The sequence below is a fragment of the Thermodesulfobacteriota bacterium genome, assembly GCA_025062045.1.
GTDB lineage: Bacteria > Desulfobacterota > Syntrophorhabdia > Syntrophorhabdales > JANXAF01 > JANXAF01.
Map to the genome: position 1 here is coordinate 102120 of JANXAF010000002.1, position 21142 is coordinate 123261.

The window sequence follows — 21142 nt, forward strand, 5'->3', positions numbered from 1 at the left end:
ATGCTCGATCTCACATCCAATAGTAACCCTTTTGGTCCTTCAAAGAGGGTGAGAAATGCATTGAGGAAGGCGATAAAAAAAATAAACAAAGATTCGGGCAGGGAGAAAGATCTGCTGATTAAATACATGGCCATGAAATGCGGGGTGGAAGTAAAAAGGATCGTTTTTTTTTCGAGTCTGCCTTTATTTCTTAAGGCTTTTTTTTCAGAATATTCGGTTAGATCTGTCGGTCTTGTGGCACCTGTTTCTAAAAGGCTGAAAAATATACTTGAGCGTGTTATAGCCTCGAGCAAAAAAGAGATTTTAGTAAAAGCAGGTTCATCTTTGGATGACTTTTCTTCGGGAGAGCCGATCGATCTCCTCTTTTTGATTTATCCGCACGACGTAGTTGGAGCAAAGACTTCTTTGCTGTCGCGGAAGCTTTTAGATTGGGCACTATCAGAAGGTGTCAAAATCATAATAGATGAAACCTTTTTGGAATTTTTGGAAAGCCAGGAGATCCGGAGGGAGTATAAACTGGGAGAGGTAACGCTGGTAAAGAGTTTTTCTGAATTCTACGGACTTTCTGGTCTCGATCTTTTCTGCGTATGTGGCGGTGAAGAGATCGTAGAAAGACTAAGGCCACATCTTGAAGTTGCGGACGCTTCCATCCTTGCTTACTGTGCGGTAAGAACTGCGCTTAAGGACAAAAAGTTCAGAGATAGAACTCTCTCATTATTAAGGGAGGAAAAGAAATACGTAATCGATAAGTCAAAGAAGGCAAAGACGCTCATTGTGGAAGATACTGGAAGTCATATTTTGCTCATAAAAAGCCCACACTTTGCGAAAATAGATGAGATTTTAAGAAGGAAGGGAATCCTCGTGGACACCTATCTAGATCAGGAGAACGTTTCGTACATACGGTTTCCTTTAAAGAAAAGGAGAACGAATGCTCTATTTATAAAAACGCTTCTCGCTATTGTGGAACCTTTTGAAAAACTACCAAAGAAAGACTCAGAGCCAGTAAGAGTCGACCCTTCCGCCACCCATTTCGTGCCTTAGTACCCATGCGGTAAGCTTCCCAGGATCTATAGGTGTTTTTCCTTGAGTCTTCGGTTTAGGAAACGAAAGGATTTGGCTCTTTGTAAAAGTCTCTATTCTTTTCTGCCACCTTTCCATATTCTTATCCCGTAGATCTATCCACTCTTTTTCCGCGAACCGCTCTACGTTTTCCTCGTTTATCGTCCAAGGCTTTTGCTCCCAAGCCTTATCGGGTATTTGCCTTTTAGCGAAAAGTAATTTTTTGCCGTCTGGAAGAAGAATAGGTATCCCGATCGAAAGGGCCTCCTTCCTCAAAGGATTATCCTTTTGCAGAATGAAGGACTCAGCCGTGCGTGATAGTTCAGATGGGCTCAATTGAATCACATCCTCCTCGTAAGTAAAGCATATTTTAAGGATGGAAGCCTCAAATATGAGCTTGGAAACTTTTGGCCCTAAAAGGCCGTAAGAGAAACCGGCGCCTCCGTAACTTTCGATTTCTGCCAAAGCTACATCTCTTAAGATTCCTGCCCTGTATGTTGAGCCAATGACCGAAGAGTTGATGCCGGATATTACGTCTTTTGCGTAGGGAACGCCCTCTATACAATCGAGTACAGCTTTTGCAACCTCTTCAGGGGTCACAAATTCCATAAGTCCTAGCTCTGTTATTGCTTTGAACTCGTAAGGAGAAAGATAGCCATTTTCGCCTGTGTCTATGTAAGTCCCCTCGATGAACTCGTTTTTTTCAAAATCTCGAAAGTCGAACCCTTCGAGGGTGAATGTGGTGTTATCTTCGAGGATAAAAGGCCTATCTAGTCGAGAATCGTAAGCTTTTATAGGTTTTCCCGACCTTATTATGGTTCCGGTTGCTATACCTTTCCAGGCTATCATGGTAGCCGGCTTAACTTCCTTTATTATGGGCAAGCCGGGAGTTCTACTCATTACAAAGAGGAGCATGGAGTGGGCACCGGCAAATGCCGATTTCATCATCAAAAGTTTAGAGGGCATCTCTTCTCCGTGGGTGAAAGGAATGTTTAGCCCCATACCACCTGTTCCTGTTGTTCCAACTTTTACGTAGATTTTTACGTTCGCTCTTTTTAGTGCTTCTTGGAGGATCTGTATGTGCCTTACAAGAAAAGGTAAACCTGATGCGAGAAGAATCTTTGAAAAGAGGGTCTCTTCCGAAAGACTGGCCTCTGGCGGCTTAAAAAAGGACTCGTAAAATGAATAGATATCAGTATAGGCAAGAGCAGTTGCAGTGTTTATACAGTCGATCACTATCTCGGGACGATACTCAACGATAAAACTGAAAAGGGAAGAGGAGTTTAAAATGTCTTCTGTAAGATCGTCGAAACTGTCTTTTAGAATGATGGAAAGCTCCCTTTTACCAAGTTCTCCTGAAGGTATATCCTTTAAATCCTTCCGGACAAATAGATTTCCCCAGAAAGGAACGATCTCACAGAGAGATCTATAAGAGGAGATTTTTTCAAGGAGTTCCTCCACCTCCTCTTTCCGCAAAGAAGAAACAAAGACCTTTTTGGGATTTTTTGCCAAGATCTGTTTTGTGAGTGCCATTCCCACTTCGCCGTACGCTCCGAGAATCATAACTGTTGAACCCGTGATTTCCATTTTTACCCCCCTAAAATTTTGGTGCCGTCATAGTGGTTTCTTCAGTTTGCTTTTACTCTTTTTATTAATCTTCCGCGAACATCTCCAAAAAGAAATACGTCCCGAATGAGCCCCTCTACCGGATAAAGGCCAGAAGAAAGCCACCCCTCCACGTAGCCAGATGAAGAATTGACAAGGTCTGGGTCGACCTTTATGAGAACGTGGTAATCTTTTAGAGCCGATCGACCATTTTTTGGGCGAAGAACAGTAATTTCGTAGTTTGTAAATTCCTTCCGTCTAAGGATCGGAATAGAGTAATTTGAACCCTCCTTTATCTGACCATAGACACCGTAACGGAAGTTATAGGCTGCCGTAAGAAAATCGTTATGATCCGAGCTCTTTGGTACTTTGAGGTGATATTCCCTAACTTCACTGCCATCCTTTATTCTCTTTATAAGCCACTCTCCCCTATTTTCGTCGAATGTACACATGAGCTGCCTTTTTCTTTTGCCCAAAGTGACATTTTCCTCGTAATAGACCGTTTTTAACCTTCTGCCTCCATCGATTTCCTCCGCGATTGCGATATATTCGTCGGATCTTTCAATAGATGCGAAGGCTGCAAGGCTTTTCGTCCTGCCTTTTAGAGTTATGATGTATCTGCCTTTGGTCTGTGACCTAGAAAAGAAGATTGTGACTTCTGCAATCCCTTTGATAAACCATAAGTCTATCTCATAGTGGAGCTCTTCTCCTACAAAAGTCTCCCCGATTGAACTCTGACCGAAAGCGAAAGAGACGAAAGTAAAAATTAAAAGGGAGATGAGTAAAAGACCTCTCATAAATCGCGTGATTTAATCTCTTTTGCTTTCTCAGGGGACAAAAGAGGTTTGAGCTCAAAAGAGTAATCGGCGTATTCGTCCTTTTTCTTTATGAAGAGCCAATCGTTTTTTTTGTTTTTTAGCTTCGTCAGGACGAAGAGACCTTTCAGAATTCTTCCTTCCATCGACACTTCTAGGATCCCCTCATCTAAGCTTCCCTTTACTAGCTTATATATGCCTTTATCCCAAATGAGCACAGGTCCTGCACCATACGATCCTTCTGGAATTACGCCTTCAAAATCGGCATATTCGATTGGGTGATCATCCACAAGAACGGCTAGTCTTTTGTCTTTGGGTGAAAGCGTGGGCCCTTTTGGAATGGCCCAAGATTTCAAAACCCCTTCCATTTCTAGCCTTAAATCGTAGTGGAGTTTTCTTGCGTGGTGTTCATGGACTACAAAGATAGGCACAAAAACATAGTACCACCATATTGGTCATTTGTAAACCTTAAAAGACAGGGTTCGACTAGCGCTGATCTAGGAAAGGAGCCTTGAGAGACCTTAAGTAGATTGGCAGCTTTTATGCAAAGTTTTAGAAAAATAAGAAAAGTCCTGCGATTTTTTTAGGTTAGTACTAATCGCCCTTTTCCATTCTTAACTCCCAGCGATAGATTTCATCCTTTGCAGCCCTCGCGTCCGGTGCGTCAGGATAGAGTTCAAGGTAGATAGACATGTTTTTTATGGCTTGATTAAAATTTTTGACTTGGGCGTAATTTAGCGCCAAAGCCTTGTAAATTAAAGGAAAGAAAGGTTGAATTTTTAAAGCCCTCTTATACTCTTCTATCGCCTTCTCAAACTGACCATCCTGTGTGTACGTTTCTGCCCTAATGACCATTCTTCTTGCCTCTTCAGGAAGCGCAAACATGTGAGGGTGCTTTGCGATTAGATCTGCTATGTGATTCCTTACCATTTTTGCTTCCTTTTCATCCGCAAGTTGAAGGTAACTGGAATAATTCCTTATAGCTTCTCTTAGCTGACCCTTTGCCTCATTATCTTTTGCCGATTTGAGTATTGCCTCCTTGTAAGGTTTCCATAGAGCTTTAGCGAGCGCTATGTAGTTTTGGTAGAATACGCTTTTCGTTTCAAACAAGTCGTCTCCTACTTGGGAAAAAGCGTCTACTGCCTTATTCATATCCCCTGCTTTAGAGTAAACTATACCCTCTAGGAGTCGATCGAAACTATCCTTTTTTTGGGAAAGAACCTTTAATGCCTCATCGTAACGACCTTTTTCGATATGGGTAAAGACTATAGCCCGCCTTGCCCATTCATTTTTAGGATCTAAGATGAAAGCCCGTTCTGCGTCCCTAAAAAAAGCCTGAGTTGCTCCGAGTTCCTTCTCGGCAAGGGCCCTTATGGCAAAAACGGCTGCCAATGGAGGATCCTTTTCGGAAGAGTGTCTTGTCCAGTAGGATACTTCAAGGACTATATCTTTTGGCTTATCCCATTTTTTCCTTTGCACAGTGAAAATAACGGTAGGTTCTTCGCGTCTTAGAGCTCTGAAAAGTTCTCTTAAGTCGGACAGGGTGACAGGTTGCCCGTTGATCTTGAGAATGCGATCGCCAACTTGAAGTCCAGCTTTTTGGGCAGGGGATGATTCCTTAATTTCTGCGATGACTAATGTACCATCCTCCTCTTTCATGTTGATCCCTATCAAGGATGTTTTTTGGGCAATGACTATCGTTGAGAGATTGGCCGCCTCATTAAACTTTCCGAGATTAAAATCGTGGAGGATTTCTATTAGCCGATACTCGGCCATAAAAAACTTGTCCATTTCGCTGACCCTGATTTTAAGCCTTTTTCTTATCTCTTCAGGGAATGACTCGAACTCCGACCCCAGATATAACTCTCTATTCCTTTTAAGGGCGGATTCATGCTGTCGTGACGGAAGGTAGTAGTGCCGTAAGACATTCCCAGAGGAAGAGAGTGTTAAGACGAATCCATCGGGGAAATAGGCTTTGTAAATTGCATCCCTCACCTTATATTCCTCGCAAGAAATAAGGGTGCATGGAAAATAGGCGATCGCCATATTTTCGGCTGGATCGAACTTCCACATAGCTGCTTCATTTGATACCATTTTTTCTGAAGGGCGTACCTGGCCCAAGGTTGCACCTGAAAGCGAAAGGAGAACGAGTGCAATGAGTGCTATTTTTATGATGAAGCATCTAAGTGATGTCATCTCATTACCTCCGTGAATCTCATTTTTAACTCATTTAATTCCTTTTCTATAACCTCCTTTTGGCGGATGAGTTTTTGTTCATCGTCTAGTACTTTCTGATACTCGGCGTCTATTTCGTGCTTTAGCGCGATAGTCCTACGAAGAAGATCGTCTAACTCGTTCTTTTCGGTGGGCGTTTGGGCAGTCTTTTTTTGAAGCTCCATCCTTTTTATCTCCTCCTCAACTTCCTTTAGCCTTTTTTCCGATATTTCTCTTTTAATTTTTATCTCCTCCATCTTTGCGATAGTCTCTTGAAGGACATCGAATTTTGGTAACACCTCTTTAAAAAGCCTCGAGTTTTGGGCAAGCCTCCTACTCATCTCCACTGCTTTGCGACTATCCATAGCATTTATAAGTTCTTTAGGTGGTTTGTAATCGATATCTCTTGGAGAAATGGATGGGCCTTCAAAGGCAAAGGTTGCCCAAAAACGGGCCGCCTCTAAGTCTCCATTCGATAGGGCGGTCTCTGCCATCTTCGAAAAATAAACCGTGCGCAAAAGTTCTTCCTTGACACTGTCGGCCGAAGATTCTAGTTTCCCCCTCGGATGATCCCAGTCTATGGGTGATAAGGATGGTTGAGTTTTTACGGGACTGAGTGTAGTTCCCATTCCGACCTTTTGGAGAATGCTCTCTCCTGCCTTCTTTCTCTCCTCCAATTCTTTTTCAGCCCTCCTTTTAGCCTCTTGAAGATACCTCTCCCAGGCCTCCGTCGTTTGATTGGTCTCCTCTCCTTTTTTTATTTGCTCATCCGTTTTTTGGGGAAGGAAGAGGTAATTGAAATTAAAAAGGGCGCTAAAGAGAGGCTGCAAAACACTTTTAATCATTTGGAGCTGCATCTGTTGCTGAGGAGATCTGGGAGTTACGGAAGGTTTAACTTGAGGGGGCCTGCAGTAGATGCGGAATTCTTCGGGTGTGTACCAATTGCCATCAAACGGACAATGAATCTTGGCTCGGGGAGTCGGAATGTTTTGAGCGAAACTCCAAAAGCTCGTGCCAGTTAAGAGGATTGCGATTACAATCATAACGGGCATTTTTTTTCTTAAGGCAAATAATTGCTGGATTTCTTGTCCCATAAGTTTCACCCCTTTGTTTTGATAAAAGCGGGACGGGTTCCATAGTTTGCTAAAATTCTATGAAGTTAAAGTTTCCCTGTCAATTTAAGCTAGTGCACCTCGGAAGTATACTTCTTTTGAGATTAGACCCAAGTGTATTCAGTGTTTTTGGTTCTGGCTAGTTATCTCTCGACAGTTATTCTTACTTGAAGAAGGAACGTCACTTGGAGGTGAGGGGGATCGAACCCCTGACTCCCTCGTTGCGAACGAGGTGCTCTCCCTCTGAGCTACACCCCCTCGAACTTTAGAATTTTTTTTACCTTCTCTTTCAATTCGGATGTATCCGCCGATTTAACAACGTAGTCGTCGGATACCCAGCTTGCGAAGTCTTGTTTATACTCAGTGTAAGCGGAACAGAGTATAACGGGAAGATCTTTATTGATGCTCTTTATTTCATTTAGGGTTTTCATACCGTCCATACCTGGCATCCTGATATCGAGTATGACTAGATCGTAGGGCTCTTTTTTTATTTTTTCGATGGCTTCGAGACCGTCTTCTGCAAGTTCTACACTAAATCCTTCATCTTCCAGTTCCTCTCTGTAGAGAAGCCTTATGTGCTCCTCGTCATCCACAACGAGTATTTTGGGCTTCAATGTCCCTCAAACCTCAAGTTTAGATTTTATCATTTTGCTTTACGGATGTCGAGTCGTAAGGAGCTGGGAGGTAAACAATAAATGTGGCACCTACTCCTGGGTGGTTTTGGACCTCTATTTTCCCCTTGTGGCTAAGTATAATCTTGTTGGAGATGGAAAGACCGAGGCCTGAACCTTTTTCCTTTGTTGTGAAAAAAGGGTTGAAGATGTTATCTACGATGAGGGGGTCTATCCCGCCTCCGGTGTCAGAAAAAGCGATCCCTACGAATGGTTTTTCATTTATAATCTTTTTGAAGGTTTTTATCGTTATTGTGCCCTCCCCTGCCATTGCCTCATGGGCATTGACAAGAATGTTTATGAAGACTTGTTTTATCTGGTGCGGATCGCAAAGAATAGGCGGGATCTCTGGTTCAAAATCTTTTAAAAACCTTATTTTCTGCCAGAGGGGATCGTGACTGAAAAACTGGATAAGTTCATCGAGTATCTCCTTTACATTTTTGGGAACCATCTCTAGCTTTACGTCCCTTGCGTAGTTCAATATCTCCTCTAGAATAGCTTCAAGCCTATGGACCTCACTTAAAATTATGTCGAGATAATGTTTCTCTTTCGACTTAAGCTCCAGCTTTTTTGCGAGCCTTTTTGTGAAACCGCCTATGACGACTAAAGGGTTTTTTATCTCGTGGGCGATGTTTGCGGTCATCTCTCCCAAACTTTTTAGTTTTTCCTGTTCTATTATCCTCTCCTGGGCCAGACTTAATTCGTGAACAAGGTTCTTAAGCTCCATGTTAAGGAAGATGCTTTCAAGACCGCTAGCCAAGTAGTTAGAAATTGTTTGAAGAAGGTACACTCCATCGAGCTCATCAAGGGGGGGGTTTTCTGGATTCCTCAAAATGGTTATCACTCCTATTGTCGTTCCTTTTGACACAATTGCGGTTGAGTAGAGAATGTACCTATCCAAAACGGAAGTGTTGGCGGGTTGAGACAGGCCCAAGACTCTGCTTTCAATTCTTTGTAAATCGCTTTCAAGGTTCTGGGATAAAGTTCCAAAGGTTGCACAACTGGGGAGGTTCTGTGTGTATTTCTCGTTTATCCTTATCCGGACAAAATCGGCGCCAAAAGTTTTAGCTAAGATTAGGGCCAAATTTTTGAGAACGTTGTCAATATCCCGGTTCGATATGAGGACTTTTCCAATCTCAGAAAGGGTCATAAGCTCTGTTATCCTTTTTTTCGAATCGGTATAAAGTTCGTTAAGCTTGAAAAGGCCGACCAATTCTTTCGCGGTAATTTCGAGAAGGATAGTCTCAGAGCTGTTAAAAAATGTGCCGGAGGAAGAAAGTAGAGCAAGTACTCCATAGCAGTTGCTCTCGTCAGAGATGGGGTAAAAGGCGAACCTTCTGTAAGAAGGAATTATGTTGTCCAGATCCGGTTTTAGGAGTAGCCCTAACCTTCTGGGAACGTTTTCGATGTTAAAAAAAAGAGTCTCCCTTTTTTGGGCTACGGAGCCAATTATGCCTTCTCCCAGTTGCGGTCTATAGGAAGAGAGGATGCTTGATGTTTCAGTCTTTTCCGTGGAATATTTCAAGGTTAAGCGTTTGTCTTTATCGAGGACATAGATGAAGATTTCGGAAGATTCAATGGCCCTCTCTAAGAGACGAACTATGTGACTTATTCTCGCATCTATGCGGATATTCGAGTGGGATATCTCTACGAGGCGACGGACAATATCAACGAGATCCATGTCGCTCGATGGCAAGTTTGTAAAGTTTTATATACTCCCTTGCGGATCTTTCCCAGGAAAAGTCCTGTAGCATGCATCTTTTGATTAACTGCCGCCATGCGGTCTTGTCACTATATAGCGATAATGCCCGTCTTATCGCAGATAGGAGAGCCTCCTTTGAGTACTCTGAGAATTTAAAGCCGGTGCCTAAGGAAGGGTTCTCACTGTAGTCGACTATAGTGTCGTCAAGCCCTCCCACGGCTCTCACAACGGGGACAGTTCCATATTTAAGACTATATAACTGGTTTAGCCCGCAAGGTTCGTACCTCGAGGCTAAAAGGAAGATATCAGCACCGGCCTCTATGAGATGGGCAAGCTCATCATCATAGCCGATTTTAAGACCGATGGATTCTGGGTACGTTCTTTTGAGCTCTTCGAGATCTTCGTGGAATTTTCTTTCGCCTGTACCCAGTATCACGTACTGAACATCGAAATTTACGAGATCCGGGATGGCCTGGATTATCAAGTCTAGGCCTTTCTGTTCGGAGAGGCGAGAGATAGTTGCAATAAGGGGTTTATCGGTGACTGGAAGGCCTAAAGTTTTTTGGAGAGCGATTTTATTCAATTTTTTGTTTTCTATTCGGTCTGGGCCATAGTTGTAGGGAATTTTTGTGTCCGTTTCGGGATTCCATTCTTCGTAATCTATCCCGTTTACGACGCCGAAGAGGTCGGAGGCTCTCTTTTTTAAAACGCCATCGAGCCCGAATCCGAACTCAGGAGTCTGTATTTCTTGGCTATATTTTTTGCTTACGGTATTTATGATGTCAGCAAATATTATGCCCCCCTTTAAGAAGTTTATCTTTCCGTAAAACTCGAGGTACTCAGAAGTGAAGAACTCCCAGCCGAGGTTCAAAAGGTGCATATCGTAATGCCAAAAGATGCCCTGATAGCCTAAATTATGGATGGTAAGTAAGGTGGCCACATTCCTAAGGAGAGGGTCGTCTTTATAGTGTACCTTAAGGAACATTGCGGAGAGGGCTGTCTCCCAGTCATTGAGGTGGAGGACGTCAGGAATGAATCCTGTGATCTTTATAGCTTCGAGGATGGCCTTCGAAAAGAAGGCAAACCTTTCTGCGTTGTCAAGGTAGTCGCCGTCCGGGGTGCTATAGAGGTAGTCGCGATAAAAGTACTCGTCTTTTTCAATGAGATAGGCAATTATTTCGTCATACTGGCTTTCGATTATTTCGGCCTCGACAATTCTGTTCGATATAGGGCAGGATATCTTCCAGTTGTGGTATCGCAAGGGAAACTTTTCGCCTATTTGCTTATGTTTGGGAAGGATAACCCTCGCATCTACGCCCAGTTTTTTTAAAGCCTTAGGGAGACTTCCGGTTACATCGGCCAAGCCCCCTGTCTTTACAAAGGGGTAGACTTCGGGGGAGGCTATGAGAACCTTCATGCTTTAAACCTCCCTCAGGAAAGAAGTGGCTTCCTCCGGGGGTGTAGGGTTTATGTAAAATCCGGTTCCCCACTCAAAACCCGCAAGCCTGGTAAGCCTTGGGATTATTTCGATGTGCCAATGGTAATGGGGAAGGTATGAAGTGTTAAGTGGGGAAGTATGGATTATAAAGTTGTAAGGAGGCCTCTTTAATCCCTTATCGTATTTTTTTAGAATAACCGAGAAGATCTCGGCCAGGGAAAGGTAACTATTCGATTGAGCATGCTTTTCAAAATGGGATTCGTGGTTTTTTGGGAGTATCCAGATCTCGAAGGGGAACCTGGAGGCGTAAGGTGAAATGGCGAGAAAGCGGTCGTTCTCAAAAACGACCCTTGTCTTTTCATCTTTCTCTTGGGCGATTATGTCACAGAAGATGCACCTTTCCTTCAGTCGGAAGTGGGTCAGTGCACCCGCCATTTCTTCGGAGACGATTTTGGGAACAATTGGTAAAGCGATGAGTTGGGAATGGGAATGGTCTATAGATGCCCCAGCCCTCTGACCGTAGTTTTTGAAAACCATGATGTATCTGAATCTTATGTCTTTTACTAGATCCTCGCATCTTTCCCTAAAAGCTATGAAGATGTCGGCCAATTTTGGAATTTCCATATCGAAAAGATGCTCATCGTGATCTGGAGTCTCAATTATTACCTCGTGCGCGCCAATCCCGTTCATCCTGTCGTAAATACCCACACCTTCCTTTTGGAGGTCTCCTTCGATCCTTAGTGCTGGAAATTTATTAGGTACGACTCTCAAAGTCCAGCCGGGTCTGTCTCTAGGGGAGCCGTCTCGCCTTATGGCAAAGACTTCAGGGGGGGTCATCGATTCATTTCCAGGACAAAGGGGGCAGACAGTGGGCCTCGTATAAGGAGTCTCATCGAGGACGAATATTGGCCTTTTACCTCTTTCCTCAGAGATTATTACCCATCTGTCGCTTACCGGGTCCTTCCGCAATTCTGGCATTGTGTTAACCTCTGGCGTCTTCTTTATTTTGACAGGGGGCGTGTGCGAGTGTTAAGTTTAAACTGAAATCTATGATCCCTATAAAAGATAACATACCTACCCGGACCTTCCCCATTATAACAGTTGGTATAATCTTTGTAAACATCTCGGTCTTTATCTGGCAATCTTTTCTTTCACCTAGAGAGGAGGAACAATTATTCCTTTATCTGGGTCTCATTCCAAGGGAGCTAACACTCGCTCTCTCCTCAAGAATCGAAATTCTGCCTTATAATCTGGTTACGCTTTTTACGTCGATGTTTTTGCACGGCGGGGTCTTCCACGTAGTCGGCAATATGCTCTATCTGTGGATATTTGGGAATAACATAGAGGATTCCTTTGGTCATGGGAGGTTTGCTTTCTTTTATCTGCTTTCTGGAGTATTTGCGGCGATCGTTCAATACCTTTACGATCCTTTGTCTAATGTACCGATGATTGGTGCTTCGGGGGCTGTTTCTGGTGTTTTGGGGGCATATCTTGTGCTTTATCCTTACGCGAGGGTTATAACACTAGTCTTCATATTTATATTTGTTAAGATTGTGGAACTTCCAGCCCTTATTTTTCTTACATTCTGGTTTCTAATGCAGTTTCTCCATTCTGGGATGGAAGGGGTGGCGTGGTACGCGCACATAGGTGGATTCATATTTGGGATTTTTATGGGAAGGCTGTTTGCCAAAAGACGCGTAAAAAGATTGTGGCGCTAGATCGGAAAATTGTTTCACGTGAAACAACCTTTTGTCCTTCTCGTTAATCCTTACATTTACGATTTTGCAGCGTACAATTATTGGTCCAAGCCACTCGGACTCCTCTATATCGGTGGGATTTTGAGAAAAAATAAAATTGAGGTTTTACTCATAGATTGTATGGAGGAAGACAAAAGAAAAAAGAAAGAAGATGGCCGCAGTCCTTACGTGAAAGAGAAGGTCAAAAAACCTGATGCCCTAAAGGAGATAAAACGGCCGCTTAGAAGATATGGCATTTCTCCGAAGAGACTCGTAGCGGCTCTAAAAGAAATACCGAATCCAGATATGATTTTCGTGAGTTCGAGCATGACTTATTGGTATTTAGGGACAAAAGAAGTTGTCCACATCCTAAAAGAGATTTATCCCTCGATACCAATAGTAGTCGGAGGAATTTATCCGAGCCTCTGTTGGGAACACGCCCAAAGAACGCTAAATGGAGCAGATCTTATAGTTTCGAAAGAAAAGATTAACACAATCTATACTTACCTCGAAGAGAGACTTAACATCAAATTCTCTTTTAAACCCCATTTGGAGGACTTGAATTCCCTCCCACTGCCTGCTTTTGATCTCTACGAATCGGTCGACTTTGTTCCCCTTCTAACTTCGCTCGGATGTGTATTCAGATGTACCTATTGTGCAACAAACTATTTATATCCAAAGATGAAAAGGATGAAACCGAAAAAAGTGTTAGAGGAGATTTCATACTGGGTTTCTTTTGGGGTTAGAAGGTTTGTTCTGTACGATGACTGTTTCCTTGCCGACAAGGACAATCACGCAGTCCCAATCCTTCGCGGAATAGCTACTTTTAAAGAGAAAGTGGAGATTTACAATCCGAATGCGCTAAATGCGGTTTTCATCGACGATGAGGTTGCAAGCCTTCTCTCGGAAGCAGGTTTTATGGAAGTAAGGCTTGGACTTGAGTCGTTGAATCCTTTTACCCAGATTAATACAGGCGGAAAAGTAGATACACAAGGATTGAGGAAAGCCGTATCACATCTTATGGCAGCTGGATTCAAAGGGAAAGATATCCACATTTATCTTTTGGCAGGGTTGCCCAACCAAAGATGGGAAGAAGTAAAAGAATCTATAGATTTTGTCTTAGATCTAGGATGTACCCCCCACATAGCCGAATACGCACCGTGTCCAAAAACAGAGATGTTCGAAAAGAACAAAAGGATTGCACGCTTTCCAATCGACGAAGAACCGCTATTCCACAATAACACGCTTATGCCCTTTGCCTGGTCAGGTTTTACCGAAGATGACCTTCAATATCTCAAATCTTACTTAAGACAAAATATTCAGCGGCTCTCCCAAGATTTGACCCAAAGGGTACCACACAAATGTTTAAAAGAACAACTCACACAGACTTTTGAGACTTGAGCAGGAGGGCTGAACGGGAAGGACGGATCCTTTATTTCGCTAATCGCGGATTTTGTTAATTCTTTTACAGATTCTAGTCCTTCTCTTATACCCATCTCTGAGAAAGGATCAAGAATACACTTATCGTTTAAGAATTTTTGACCCAAAAAGAAGTAAAAACCCCTTATCGTTGTTGGATCAAGGTCAAATTTTTTCGCATAAAGAAGTACATAGAGAGGTATCTGAAGCTTTACAGGCTTTAATGGATCTTTTCGCTCCAATAAGCTCTTTAGCACGTTGCTTTTTAATAGATACACGCTCGATTCACCCGATGTTTTAAAATCGATAATTTCAATTTTCGAATTCCTCTCCTGAACAAGATCTATACGGAACGCGAATTTTGCACCGTAAAGTTCCTCCTCTATAAAAGTCTCGGCCGAAAGTACCCTTATCGTATCGGACGAAGCATGCTTTCTCATATAGTCCAAAACGTGGTGCAATCTCTTTTCAATTTGCCTTTTTACGAGGAAGGCCCTACCATCGAGGTAGCTTCCATATCTTCTTTTGAAAATCTCATCGAGAATTTCGCTCATTTCTTCATTAGAGAAAGAATGGGGCAAGATTCTTTCATTCAATTTCCTTTCGAAAAAGGTCTTTAGGGCGAGATGCACTATTGTTCCAATGTCAGATCTTCCAATTCCTTCACGAATTTCTTCCTCAGCTTTTAATCCAAGGACATACTTGTAATAAAACCTGATCCCACATTCCAAATAGTCATCGATTGCCGTTGGGGAAAGCCTGACCAATTCTAGAAGTTTAAAGACACTTTGATTTTTTTCTTTTGGTCGGGGAAGAACGTTTGATAAGCTGACCTTGTAGTTTACGTATCTTATAAAAGTGTGGTCGTCCAGAGGTTTACCAATTTTCTTCTCCATCTCCCACACTATCCTTTCTGCGAACCTCGACCTTATAATCTCAGTATTTTCAACGAATAGGAGATGGACCTCCTCTGCACCGCACAAAAGGGTATTAAAATAGTAGTAGAGCAACCCCTCCCTGTCTTTTTCGGTAGGAAGCCCAAGAATCTTCCTAATCTTATAAGGAATGAAGTAATCTTCCGTAAGATCAGGGAATACTCCTTCGTTAAGATCGAGGAAAACAACCCTTTTGAATTTCAAATTCCTCGTTTCAAGGAAACCCAAGATTTGGAGACCCCTTGTCAGGTCACCTTCGAAGGGAAAAAAGGAGGAAGATATGAGCCTAACGAAAAAATTAAAATAAGAGTCCCGACTTTCGAACACCAATTCTCCAAAGAGGGAATTCTTTGCCCTCTCAAACTCGTTCATAAAGCCTTGCGCGTAACGGTAAAAGAATGGATCATAAGAAGCGGTGCTATTCTCTGAAAGGTAATAGATTACCTCGGAACACTTGCGAAAAAAGTCTTTGACACTCTTTATATCAAGAAACGGAAGGAAAAGATTTGCGTGTATACCTTTTATGTAATCTCTCACGATGGTCTCATCCTTAGTAGACAGACAGGAAAAGTTAGCTATCCTTCCGGGTAGTTTTTCTTCAAGGTATTCGAAGTCGGAAAAGCTGTAGGGAAGCACATTCTCAAGTACGTTTTCGATTTGTTTAAGAATCGTAGCAGTCTTTTCTGATCCTCCTAAAGAATGTAAATTTTTAGCGTATGGGTGATGTAAAAACCGTAAGTAAGTGGGAATGTGGACCTTAGAATCTTTTAAGTTTCGAACTACATCGAAAAGGCTCATAAAAAAACCAAAAAGCGGTGTTCGCGAAAGTGGATATCCAAGCGAAATGTTATAATCTTCGGGCTTGAGGTGAGAAATCCCGTGTCTTATGAGAGGGATTAGCGTTTCCGACCTTGGAAGCACCACTAAGACATCATCGATCTTTTCTGTCTTCCTTAATATCTCCTGCAAAATCTTCACCTCTCCGTGAACATCAGGAGCTGAATAGAGAAAGATCCTCCGGTTACTAGACGTTATCTCACCTTCCTTTTGAATTATGAAGAAAAAACCATCCTTGGCAGAAAGCTTTGAGAGTATTTTTCTTTCTGAGTTTGTAAGGGCATAAAAACCGACAAATATGATTCTTTCGAAATCTATTTTCGTTAGTAGATCGTCCCTTTCTGAAAGTTCCACATATCTTTTCGATCTTGTGCAAAATCCGGAATCCTCAATTCTTTTATAAAACTCAGAGTAAATGGTGGATAAAAAGCGGAAATTGTTCGAGGAGTAAGAAGGCACATGTATGGAGTACTCAATTTCTCGCAATCTTTCCAGAGTTACACCTTCTATGTAAAGCTCTTCGAGTAAACTTAGGATCCTCTGACCCAAACTTAAAAAAATGCTAAAATCTGCGAAAGTTTCCGAAAGCCAAAGTCGTTCTTGGCATATCTTGTAGATTATATAGATCGCATCCAAAGAATCGATCGGTTTTGACCGGAAAAGTCGACGGTGGAGGTCGAGCACAAAATCGTCCATAGAATAAATAACAGGGGGTATAAAAACCTTCTTGGTCTTTTTCGCTATTTTCTGACGAAGATAGCTTGCGGGTCTCCTTCCGGGGTAGACGACGGCGTTCGTAGAAAAGTCAGACCCGTCACTTTTGAGGTATTCTATGACTACCTCCTGAAGATTGACTGAGCTATCGACGATTACAATCTTCTCTCTATCTATGAACTCAAATCCATCGGGTATCACACCGAAACGACCCTCATTTCATCAACGTAGAATATAAAAGCCCGGACGGATCTTCCTTTGAAGACCGAGGATATAAGTCTTTTATATTTCTCGACTTGGGTTCTGTGTTCTGGGATAGGTTCGCCGGTTTTATATTCAAGGATGGTAACGCTTTCAGGATCGATAACGATCCTGTCTATTCTATAGACATTTCCTAAATGATCCGCCACCTCAAACTCATTTTTCACAAGCCTTCCAAGTTTTTTTGTAAAAAATGAACGGATAGGATCAGTCTTTATGGATGTAGTAACGAGCCTTGTAATTTCTTCCATGTCAGTAGAGTAACCGAGTTCATAGGCAAAAAGATAGGCCTTCCACCTAAGATCCTCCAAAGTTATCTCTTCCGCGTACTCTATAGAGGCAAAAAGCTTGTGGATCAATTCACCCCTCTTTTTCTCACCGATTCCAAAAAAGGAAGACCTAATCCCTTCGTAAACCGGTAAACACTCTTCATATGTGAAAGTGATCTCATTCTGTTTTTTACGTAGTGCAGCCGTGTTTCGTTCTTTGATTCCGTACCTTTTTCCGAACTCCTCGGTCAAGAAGTCAAAAGGAAACGCTGCGTCTTTTTTTGAACAACATACGACGTATAATTCATCTTGAGCCCTTGTAAAGGCCACGTAAAGGAGATTTAATAGCTCTGCATAAGCAGACTCTTCCTTTTCCATTCTTAGATTTTGAAGTCTTTCGCTCGAATCGGCCAAATCCTTTTTTATTTTTAGAGGCGCGAAGTACCCTCTTTCGTCTCTTATAACATAGTCCATCCGACCTAGGTAGCTAAACTCTTCGAGGTAAACGAATACAACTGGAAAACCAAGTCCTTTCGCCTTATGAATGGTCATAAGTGTTATAGCATCCGCATTTTGTGGCAGAGAAATATCAAAAAGTCCTTTTTCAGACTCTGAAAAAAGAAAAAAGTCAACGAAATCGCCTATGCATCCCCACCTTTCAGTTTCGAAGGCGCGAGCTACCTCGAGGAACTTTAAAAAAGCGGCCTCTTCAAAGGGGAACAGATTGAAGAGATCGAAGTGCTTGTAGATCCTTGTAGTAAGGTCATAAAGGGGCAAATAGGAAGCTGAGCTTAAAAGGTCTTGAAAATGGTTTGCCCAAAAGTCAGGATATTTTCTTTCAAAAATCTTATACAGTGGTTCGTTGTCTAGCCTTTTTTTCTTTTCCAAAAAGATCTCAGAAGGATCAAAAAAAAGGTTGTTTTTAGCTAAAAAAGTTGAATATGTCTCACTCAAAAGAAAGGACGCGAATGAAAAGTCGTCCGTAGGGGAAAAGAGGAACGATAAAAGAGTAAGGATTTCGTGAATTATCTTTCTGAATCTTATGTCTATACTACTGTGAGAGATAACAGGAAGGCCCATTCCGTTAATGATAGATGCAATATGTGTAACGTAGCTATTTCTCTCGGCCAATATGGCCACATCGGATAGGGCATAGCCCCGCTCCAAAATGTCATTTATTCGGGATGAGAAGTACTGAGCCAAAACTTTTTCGTCCCCGCTTAAAATCTTCTCTATTTCGACGTACCCAGCTCCCTCTCTCACAACCTTTTGTTGAACCTCATCGAGTCGAGTAAGAGCGAGAGCTCCTTGATAACGGGATTTAAGAATTCCATTTCGGAGGAACAAATTCTCGACAAAATCGAGGATTGCTTTTTTCGATCTCCAGTTAACGTCCAATCTCTCAACCTTTTTACTATCTTTGCATGACGGAAACTCATCGCCCAACTCAAGGCCCCTCATGATTTTTAGGTTCGCTCCCCTAAACCCGTATATTGCCTGTTTTGTGTCGCCAACGACAAAAAGACTTCCTCCCAGAGAGAGTGACTCCTCAATAAGAGGTTTTAAGTTAAACCACTGTATGGGCGATGTATCCTGAAACTCGTCTATGAAGAAGTGGTAAATTGTTTCGCCAAGCTTAAAATACACATCAGGAACAATCTCAGAGCTAAGATTTTCAGCAATCTTTCTCCCTATGTCTCCTATAAATAACCTACCCTCTTTTTTCCTCTTTTTCTCCAAAAAGTCCCTTAGTCCATCGAAAACGGACATGTACGGCTGATAAAATGAGATAGAGTAAAGATAAGCATACTCTGAAAGAAGCTTTTGAAATTCATTCCAAAGATTTTGCAAAGTTCTGTAAGCGTTCTTTAGTTTTGCATCAGTTTCCTTCGGTACGCAGATAGGGAGTTCCTTTTTTGCGAAGGAAAAGAAGGATGTAAAGTCGGAAGACGAAACGATCTCTGGAAATTTTGTGTCGATTGCGGATCTTTTTTTGAAGGTAAGACCCGATTCCTTGGCTAGCCTAACTATCTTCAATGCTAAATCGGCAAGACTCTTCTCACACTCAAAAAGATGGTCGAGTTTTTCTAGGATAAGAGGTGCACTCGGAGTCGTGCAGAAGGAGCTGTAGATGGTTTCAATTTTCTCCTTTATGTCTTTTTGCGGATCCCAAAGATATGATACTTTCGTGGACTCTATAATCGATACAAGTTTATCTAGGAAGTTTTGCCCTTCCTTTGAAAGGATGAGATTTTCCAGATATACATCCAAAGCGTAAGCTAAATCTTCGGAGTTGGAAAAAACGAACTGAATCTCTGGGGGATAATCGAAGTTAAAAGCCTCAGCCTTAAATATCTTAGCCATGAAACTGTCTATTGTTCTTATTTGCAAATCGGAATAGTTGGCAAGGATGTAATCTATGAGAAGTCCTGATCTTTTTTTTAACTCCTCATTGCTTATGGAAAGGAGATTTTTTAAACTTTCCATTCTACTTTTCTCGCCAAAATAAAAAGCCTTCAGGGTCCCTAGAACCCTCTTTCGCATCTCGTTTGCTGCGTTGTTGGAAAAAGTAATGGCGAGCATGTTTTTAAAATCGCTTTTAGGGACGATATCGGAAAGCAAAAACTGAACGTACCTTTCTGTTAAGGCATGAGTCTTACCGGAACCAGCGGAAGCCCTAACTATGAGAATGTGGGGAAATTTAATCTCTGAGTCCTTTTGAGCCTTCATCCTTAAAAGCTGAAGAGACATTCCATCTTCGGCTTTTTTGGCTTTTTAACCCTAAGCCTCTCAACGAAAGAATCGGGAATTTCTGAAAGGAAGGGAGAGGGAGACCTATCTTCGCTGTGGATTAAGAAAAGCTCATCCTTTGCCCTTGTCATGCCGACGTAGAGCAAACGCCTTTCCTCCTCAATGTCGAACCCGTCGGTCTGTCTTAGCGGGATACGACCTTCGTCGAGACCCACTATAAATACGCAGGAAAATTCAAGTCCCTTTGCCCTGTGAAGCGATGTTAGGGTTACAGCGTCAAAGTGAGGAATATAATCGTCCTCGCGAGTAAGTGTCATAAGGAAGGAAGGGACCTCTTTTAGACTGAAAGAAGAAAAAAGTTCTTCAATGAGAAAAGTAAGCCCACAGTTTTTCTGACGCAGGATTGGTAGAAGCTGGAAAAAGTCACGGACGGTAAGATCTTGGAGGCTTGAATCATTTTTTAGAGCCTCAGTAATAAGCTTTATGAGCTCGCGCAAACCGTTCTCAGAACCTTCAAGCCTCCCACCTATTATTTGGTAAGGGATCTTTGAGCTCTCGAAGGCTCTTTTTAAAAAAGACGCTTCCTCATTGGTTCTATAAAGGACAGCAAAGTCGGAAAAGGAAAGACTCAATCGGTCCTTTAAAGGTCTTACATTTTGAGCATCGATCTGATCCAACCCGCCAATTCTCCTTTGTATCTCCCCCACTATAAAATCACCTGCCGCATAAGGATTAGGCACGCATGCGACCTTTATCTTAGGACCTTGCTCCCTTTTTGCGACTAGAGGATTATCCATTCTCATTTTGTTGTTCCTTATGAAGGCCGTAGATGCTTCGATTATGTTTTTCGTTGATCTATGGTTCTCATTCAGTTTTAGAACCTGACAATCTGGATAGTCTTTTTGGAAATCTAAAAGTATGGAAGGATCAGACCCCCTAAATCCATATATGGATTGATCTACATCGCCGAACGCGCACAGAACGCTTTTGTGAAGTTTTACGATGTTCGATATGAACTCATACTGGGCCCGATTTAGGTCCTGAAACTCATCAACGAGTACGTGTTCTATTCTCGGTTCCCAAGACAAGTCTTTTACGATTTCTGCTGCCTTAAGGATGAGATCTTCGAAATCATAAAGGTCATGAGCCCTAAGCGTCCTTTCATAGATTTCAAATACGCTATCTTCTGGGTTAAAGACCATGCGATTTTTCGCTTTCTCGATCCTTTTGGCCTCCAATTTTGCAGTTTTTTCATCGCCAACTATCGTTTTTAAAATCTGAATCTGCGTTTCCCTGTCTATTACTCTTATCTCTTTCTTTGTGTAGGCCTCAAGAAACTTAAGAGCCAGTCTATGGATAGTGCCAACAAAAAGGGATGAAATTTCACCTCTAAGGACCCTTTGAAGCCTTTTATAGATTTCGGTTGCAGCTTTGTTGGTAAAGGTGATGGCAACTATGGAGGAAGGTTCCACCTTGGAATTTAGAAGATACTCGATCCTTTTTGTTAACGCGTATGTTTTTCCCGTACCGGGACCAGCACAGACAAGAAGGTTGTTTGAAGAGTCTTCACAAACCTTCCTTTGACTCTCATTAAGATCTTCCAC

At 42.2% G+C, this 21142-nt stretch carries 15 protein-coding genes and 1 tRNA gene; 3 read left to right on the forward strand and 13 right to left on the reverse strand.

The window, feature by feature from the left end:
- The gene (locus NZ583_02150) at positions 1-1041 is read left to right on the forward strand and encodes a hypothetical protein (GenBank protein ID MCS7280419.1); all 1041 of its coding nucleotides are present in this window, start codon (positions 1-3) and stop codon (positions 1039-1041) included.
- Here the strand turns inward: NZ583_02150 and NZ583_02155 are convergent.
- From NZ583_02155 to galT, 10 genes are all read right to left on the reverse strand, one after another.
- On the reverse strand, positions 994-2646 hold the full coding sequence (locus tag NZ583_02155) for a short-chain dehydrogenase (GenBank protein MCS7280420.1): 1653 nt from the start codon (positions 2644-2646) through the stop codon (positions 994-996). The genes NZ583_02150 and NZ583_02155 overlap by 48 nt on opposite strands.
- A 41-nt stretch (positions 2647-2687) precedes the next feature.
- The gene (locus tag NZ583_02160; protein ID MCS7280421.1) at positions 2688-3461 is read right to left on the reverse strand and encodes a DUF3108 domain-containing protein; all 774 of its coding nucleotides are present in this window, start codon (positions 3459-3461) and stop codon (positions 2688-2690) included.
- The gene (locus NZ583_02165; protein MCS7280422.1) at positions 3458-3910 is read right to left on the reverse strand and encodes a 3'-phosphoesterase; all 453 of its coding nucleotides are present in this window, start codon (positions 3908-3910) and stop codon (positions 3458-3460) included. Before NZ583_02165 ends, NZ583_02160 begins: the two co-directional genes overlap by 4 nt.
- A 163-nt stretch (positions 3911-4073) precedes the next feature.
- Positions 4074-5675, reverse strand: coding sequence for a PDZ domain-containing protein (locus NZ583_02170; protein ID MCS7280423.1), 1602 nt, complete (start codon positions 5673-5675; stop codon positions 4074-4076).
- Positions 5672-6370 carry a hypothetical protein gene (locus NZ583_02175; GenBank protein MCS7280424.1) on the reverse strand — a complete coding sequence of 233 codons (699 nt, stop codon included), beginning with the start codon at positions 6368-6370 and terminating at the stop codon, positions 5672-5674. Before NZ583_02175 ends, NZ583_02170 begins: the two co-directional genes overlap by 4 nt.
- Positions 6371-6991: 621 nt before the next feature.
- Positions 6992-7063, reverse strand: a tRNA-Ala gene (locus tag NZ583_02180).
- Entirely contained in the window at positions 7054-7419 is a 366-nt protein-coding gene (locus tag NZ583_02185) for a response regulator (GenBank protein MCS7280425.1), read from the reverse strand. Before NZ583_02185 ends, NZ583_02180 begins: the two co-directional genes overlap by 10 nt.
- Positions 7420-7438: 19 nt before the next feature.
- On the reverse strand, positions 7439-9172 hold the full coding sequence (locus NZ583_02190; GenBank protein MCS7280426.1) for an ATP-binding protein: 1734 nt from the start codon (positions 9170-9172) through the stop codon (positions 7439-7441).
- Positions 9144-10595 (reverse strand): glycogen synthase GlgA, encoded by a 1452-nt coding sequence (gene glgA / locus NZ583_02195; GenBank protein MCS7280427.1) that lies wholly within the window; start codon positions 10593-10595, stop codon positions 9144-9146. The genes NZ583_02190 and glgA overlap by 29 nt, the downstream gene beginning before the upstream one ends.
- A 3-nt stretch (positions 10596-10598) precedes the next feature.
- Positions 10599-11594, reverse strand: a complete 996-nt coding sequence (gene galT, locus NZ583_02200) for a galactose-1-phosphate uridylyltransferase (protein ID MCS7280428.1) — start codon at positions 11592-11594, stop codon at positions 10599-10601.
- A gap of 71 nt (positions 11595-11665) precedes the next feature.
- Here galT and NZ583_02205 point away from each other — a divergent pair, with 71 nt between their 5' ends.
- Both NZ583_02205 and NZ583_02210 read left to right on the forward strand, forming a co-directional pair.
- Positions 11666-12334 (forward strand): rhomboid family intramembrane serine protease, encoded by a 669-nt coding sequence (locus NZ583_02205; GenBank protein MCS7280429.1) that lies wholly within the window; start codon positions 11666-11668, stop codon positions 12332-12334.
- A gap of 18 nt (positions 12335-12352) precedes the next feature.
- Positions 12353-13753, forward strand: a complete 1401-nt coding sequence (locus tag NZ583_02210) for a cobalamin-dependent protein (GenBank protein MCS7280430.1) — start codon at positions 12353-12355, stop codon at positions 13751-13753.
- On the opposite strand, the gene NZ583_02215 is transcribed toward NZ583_02210, so the two are convergent.
- The 3 genes from NZ583_02215 to NZ583_02225 are packed head-to-tail and all read right to left on the reverse strand — an operon-like array spanning position 13672 to position 21142.
- Positions 13672-16458, reverse strand: coding sequence for a PD-(D/E)XK nuclease family protein (locus NZ583_02215; protein MCS7280431.1), 2787 nt, complete (start codon positions 16456-16458; stop codon positions 13672-13674). The two genes, NZ583_02210 and NZ583_02215, sit on opposite strands and share 82 nt — an antisense overlap.
- Entirely contained in the window at positions 16455-19538 is a 3084-nt protein-coding gene (locus NZ583_02220; GenBank protein ID MCS7280432.1) for a UvrD-helicase domain-containing protein, read from the reverse strand. The genes NZ583_02215 and NZ583_02220 overlap by 4 nt, the downstream gene beginning before the upstream one ends.
- Positions 19520-21142, reverse strand: coding sequence for an ATP-dependent helicase (locus tag NZ583_02225; protein ID MCS7280433.1), 1623 nt, complete (start codon positions 21140-21142; stop codon positions 19520-19522). The genes NZ583_02220 and NZ583_02225 overlap by 19 nt, the downstream gene beginning before the upstream one ends.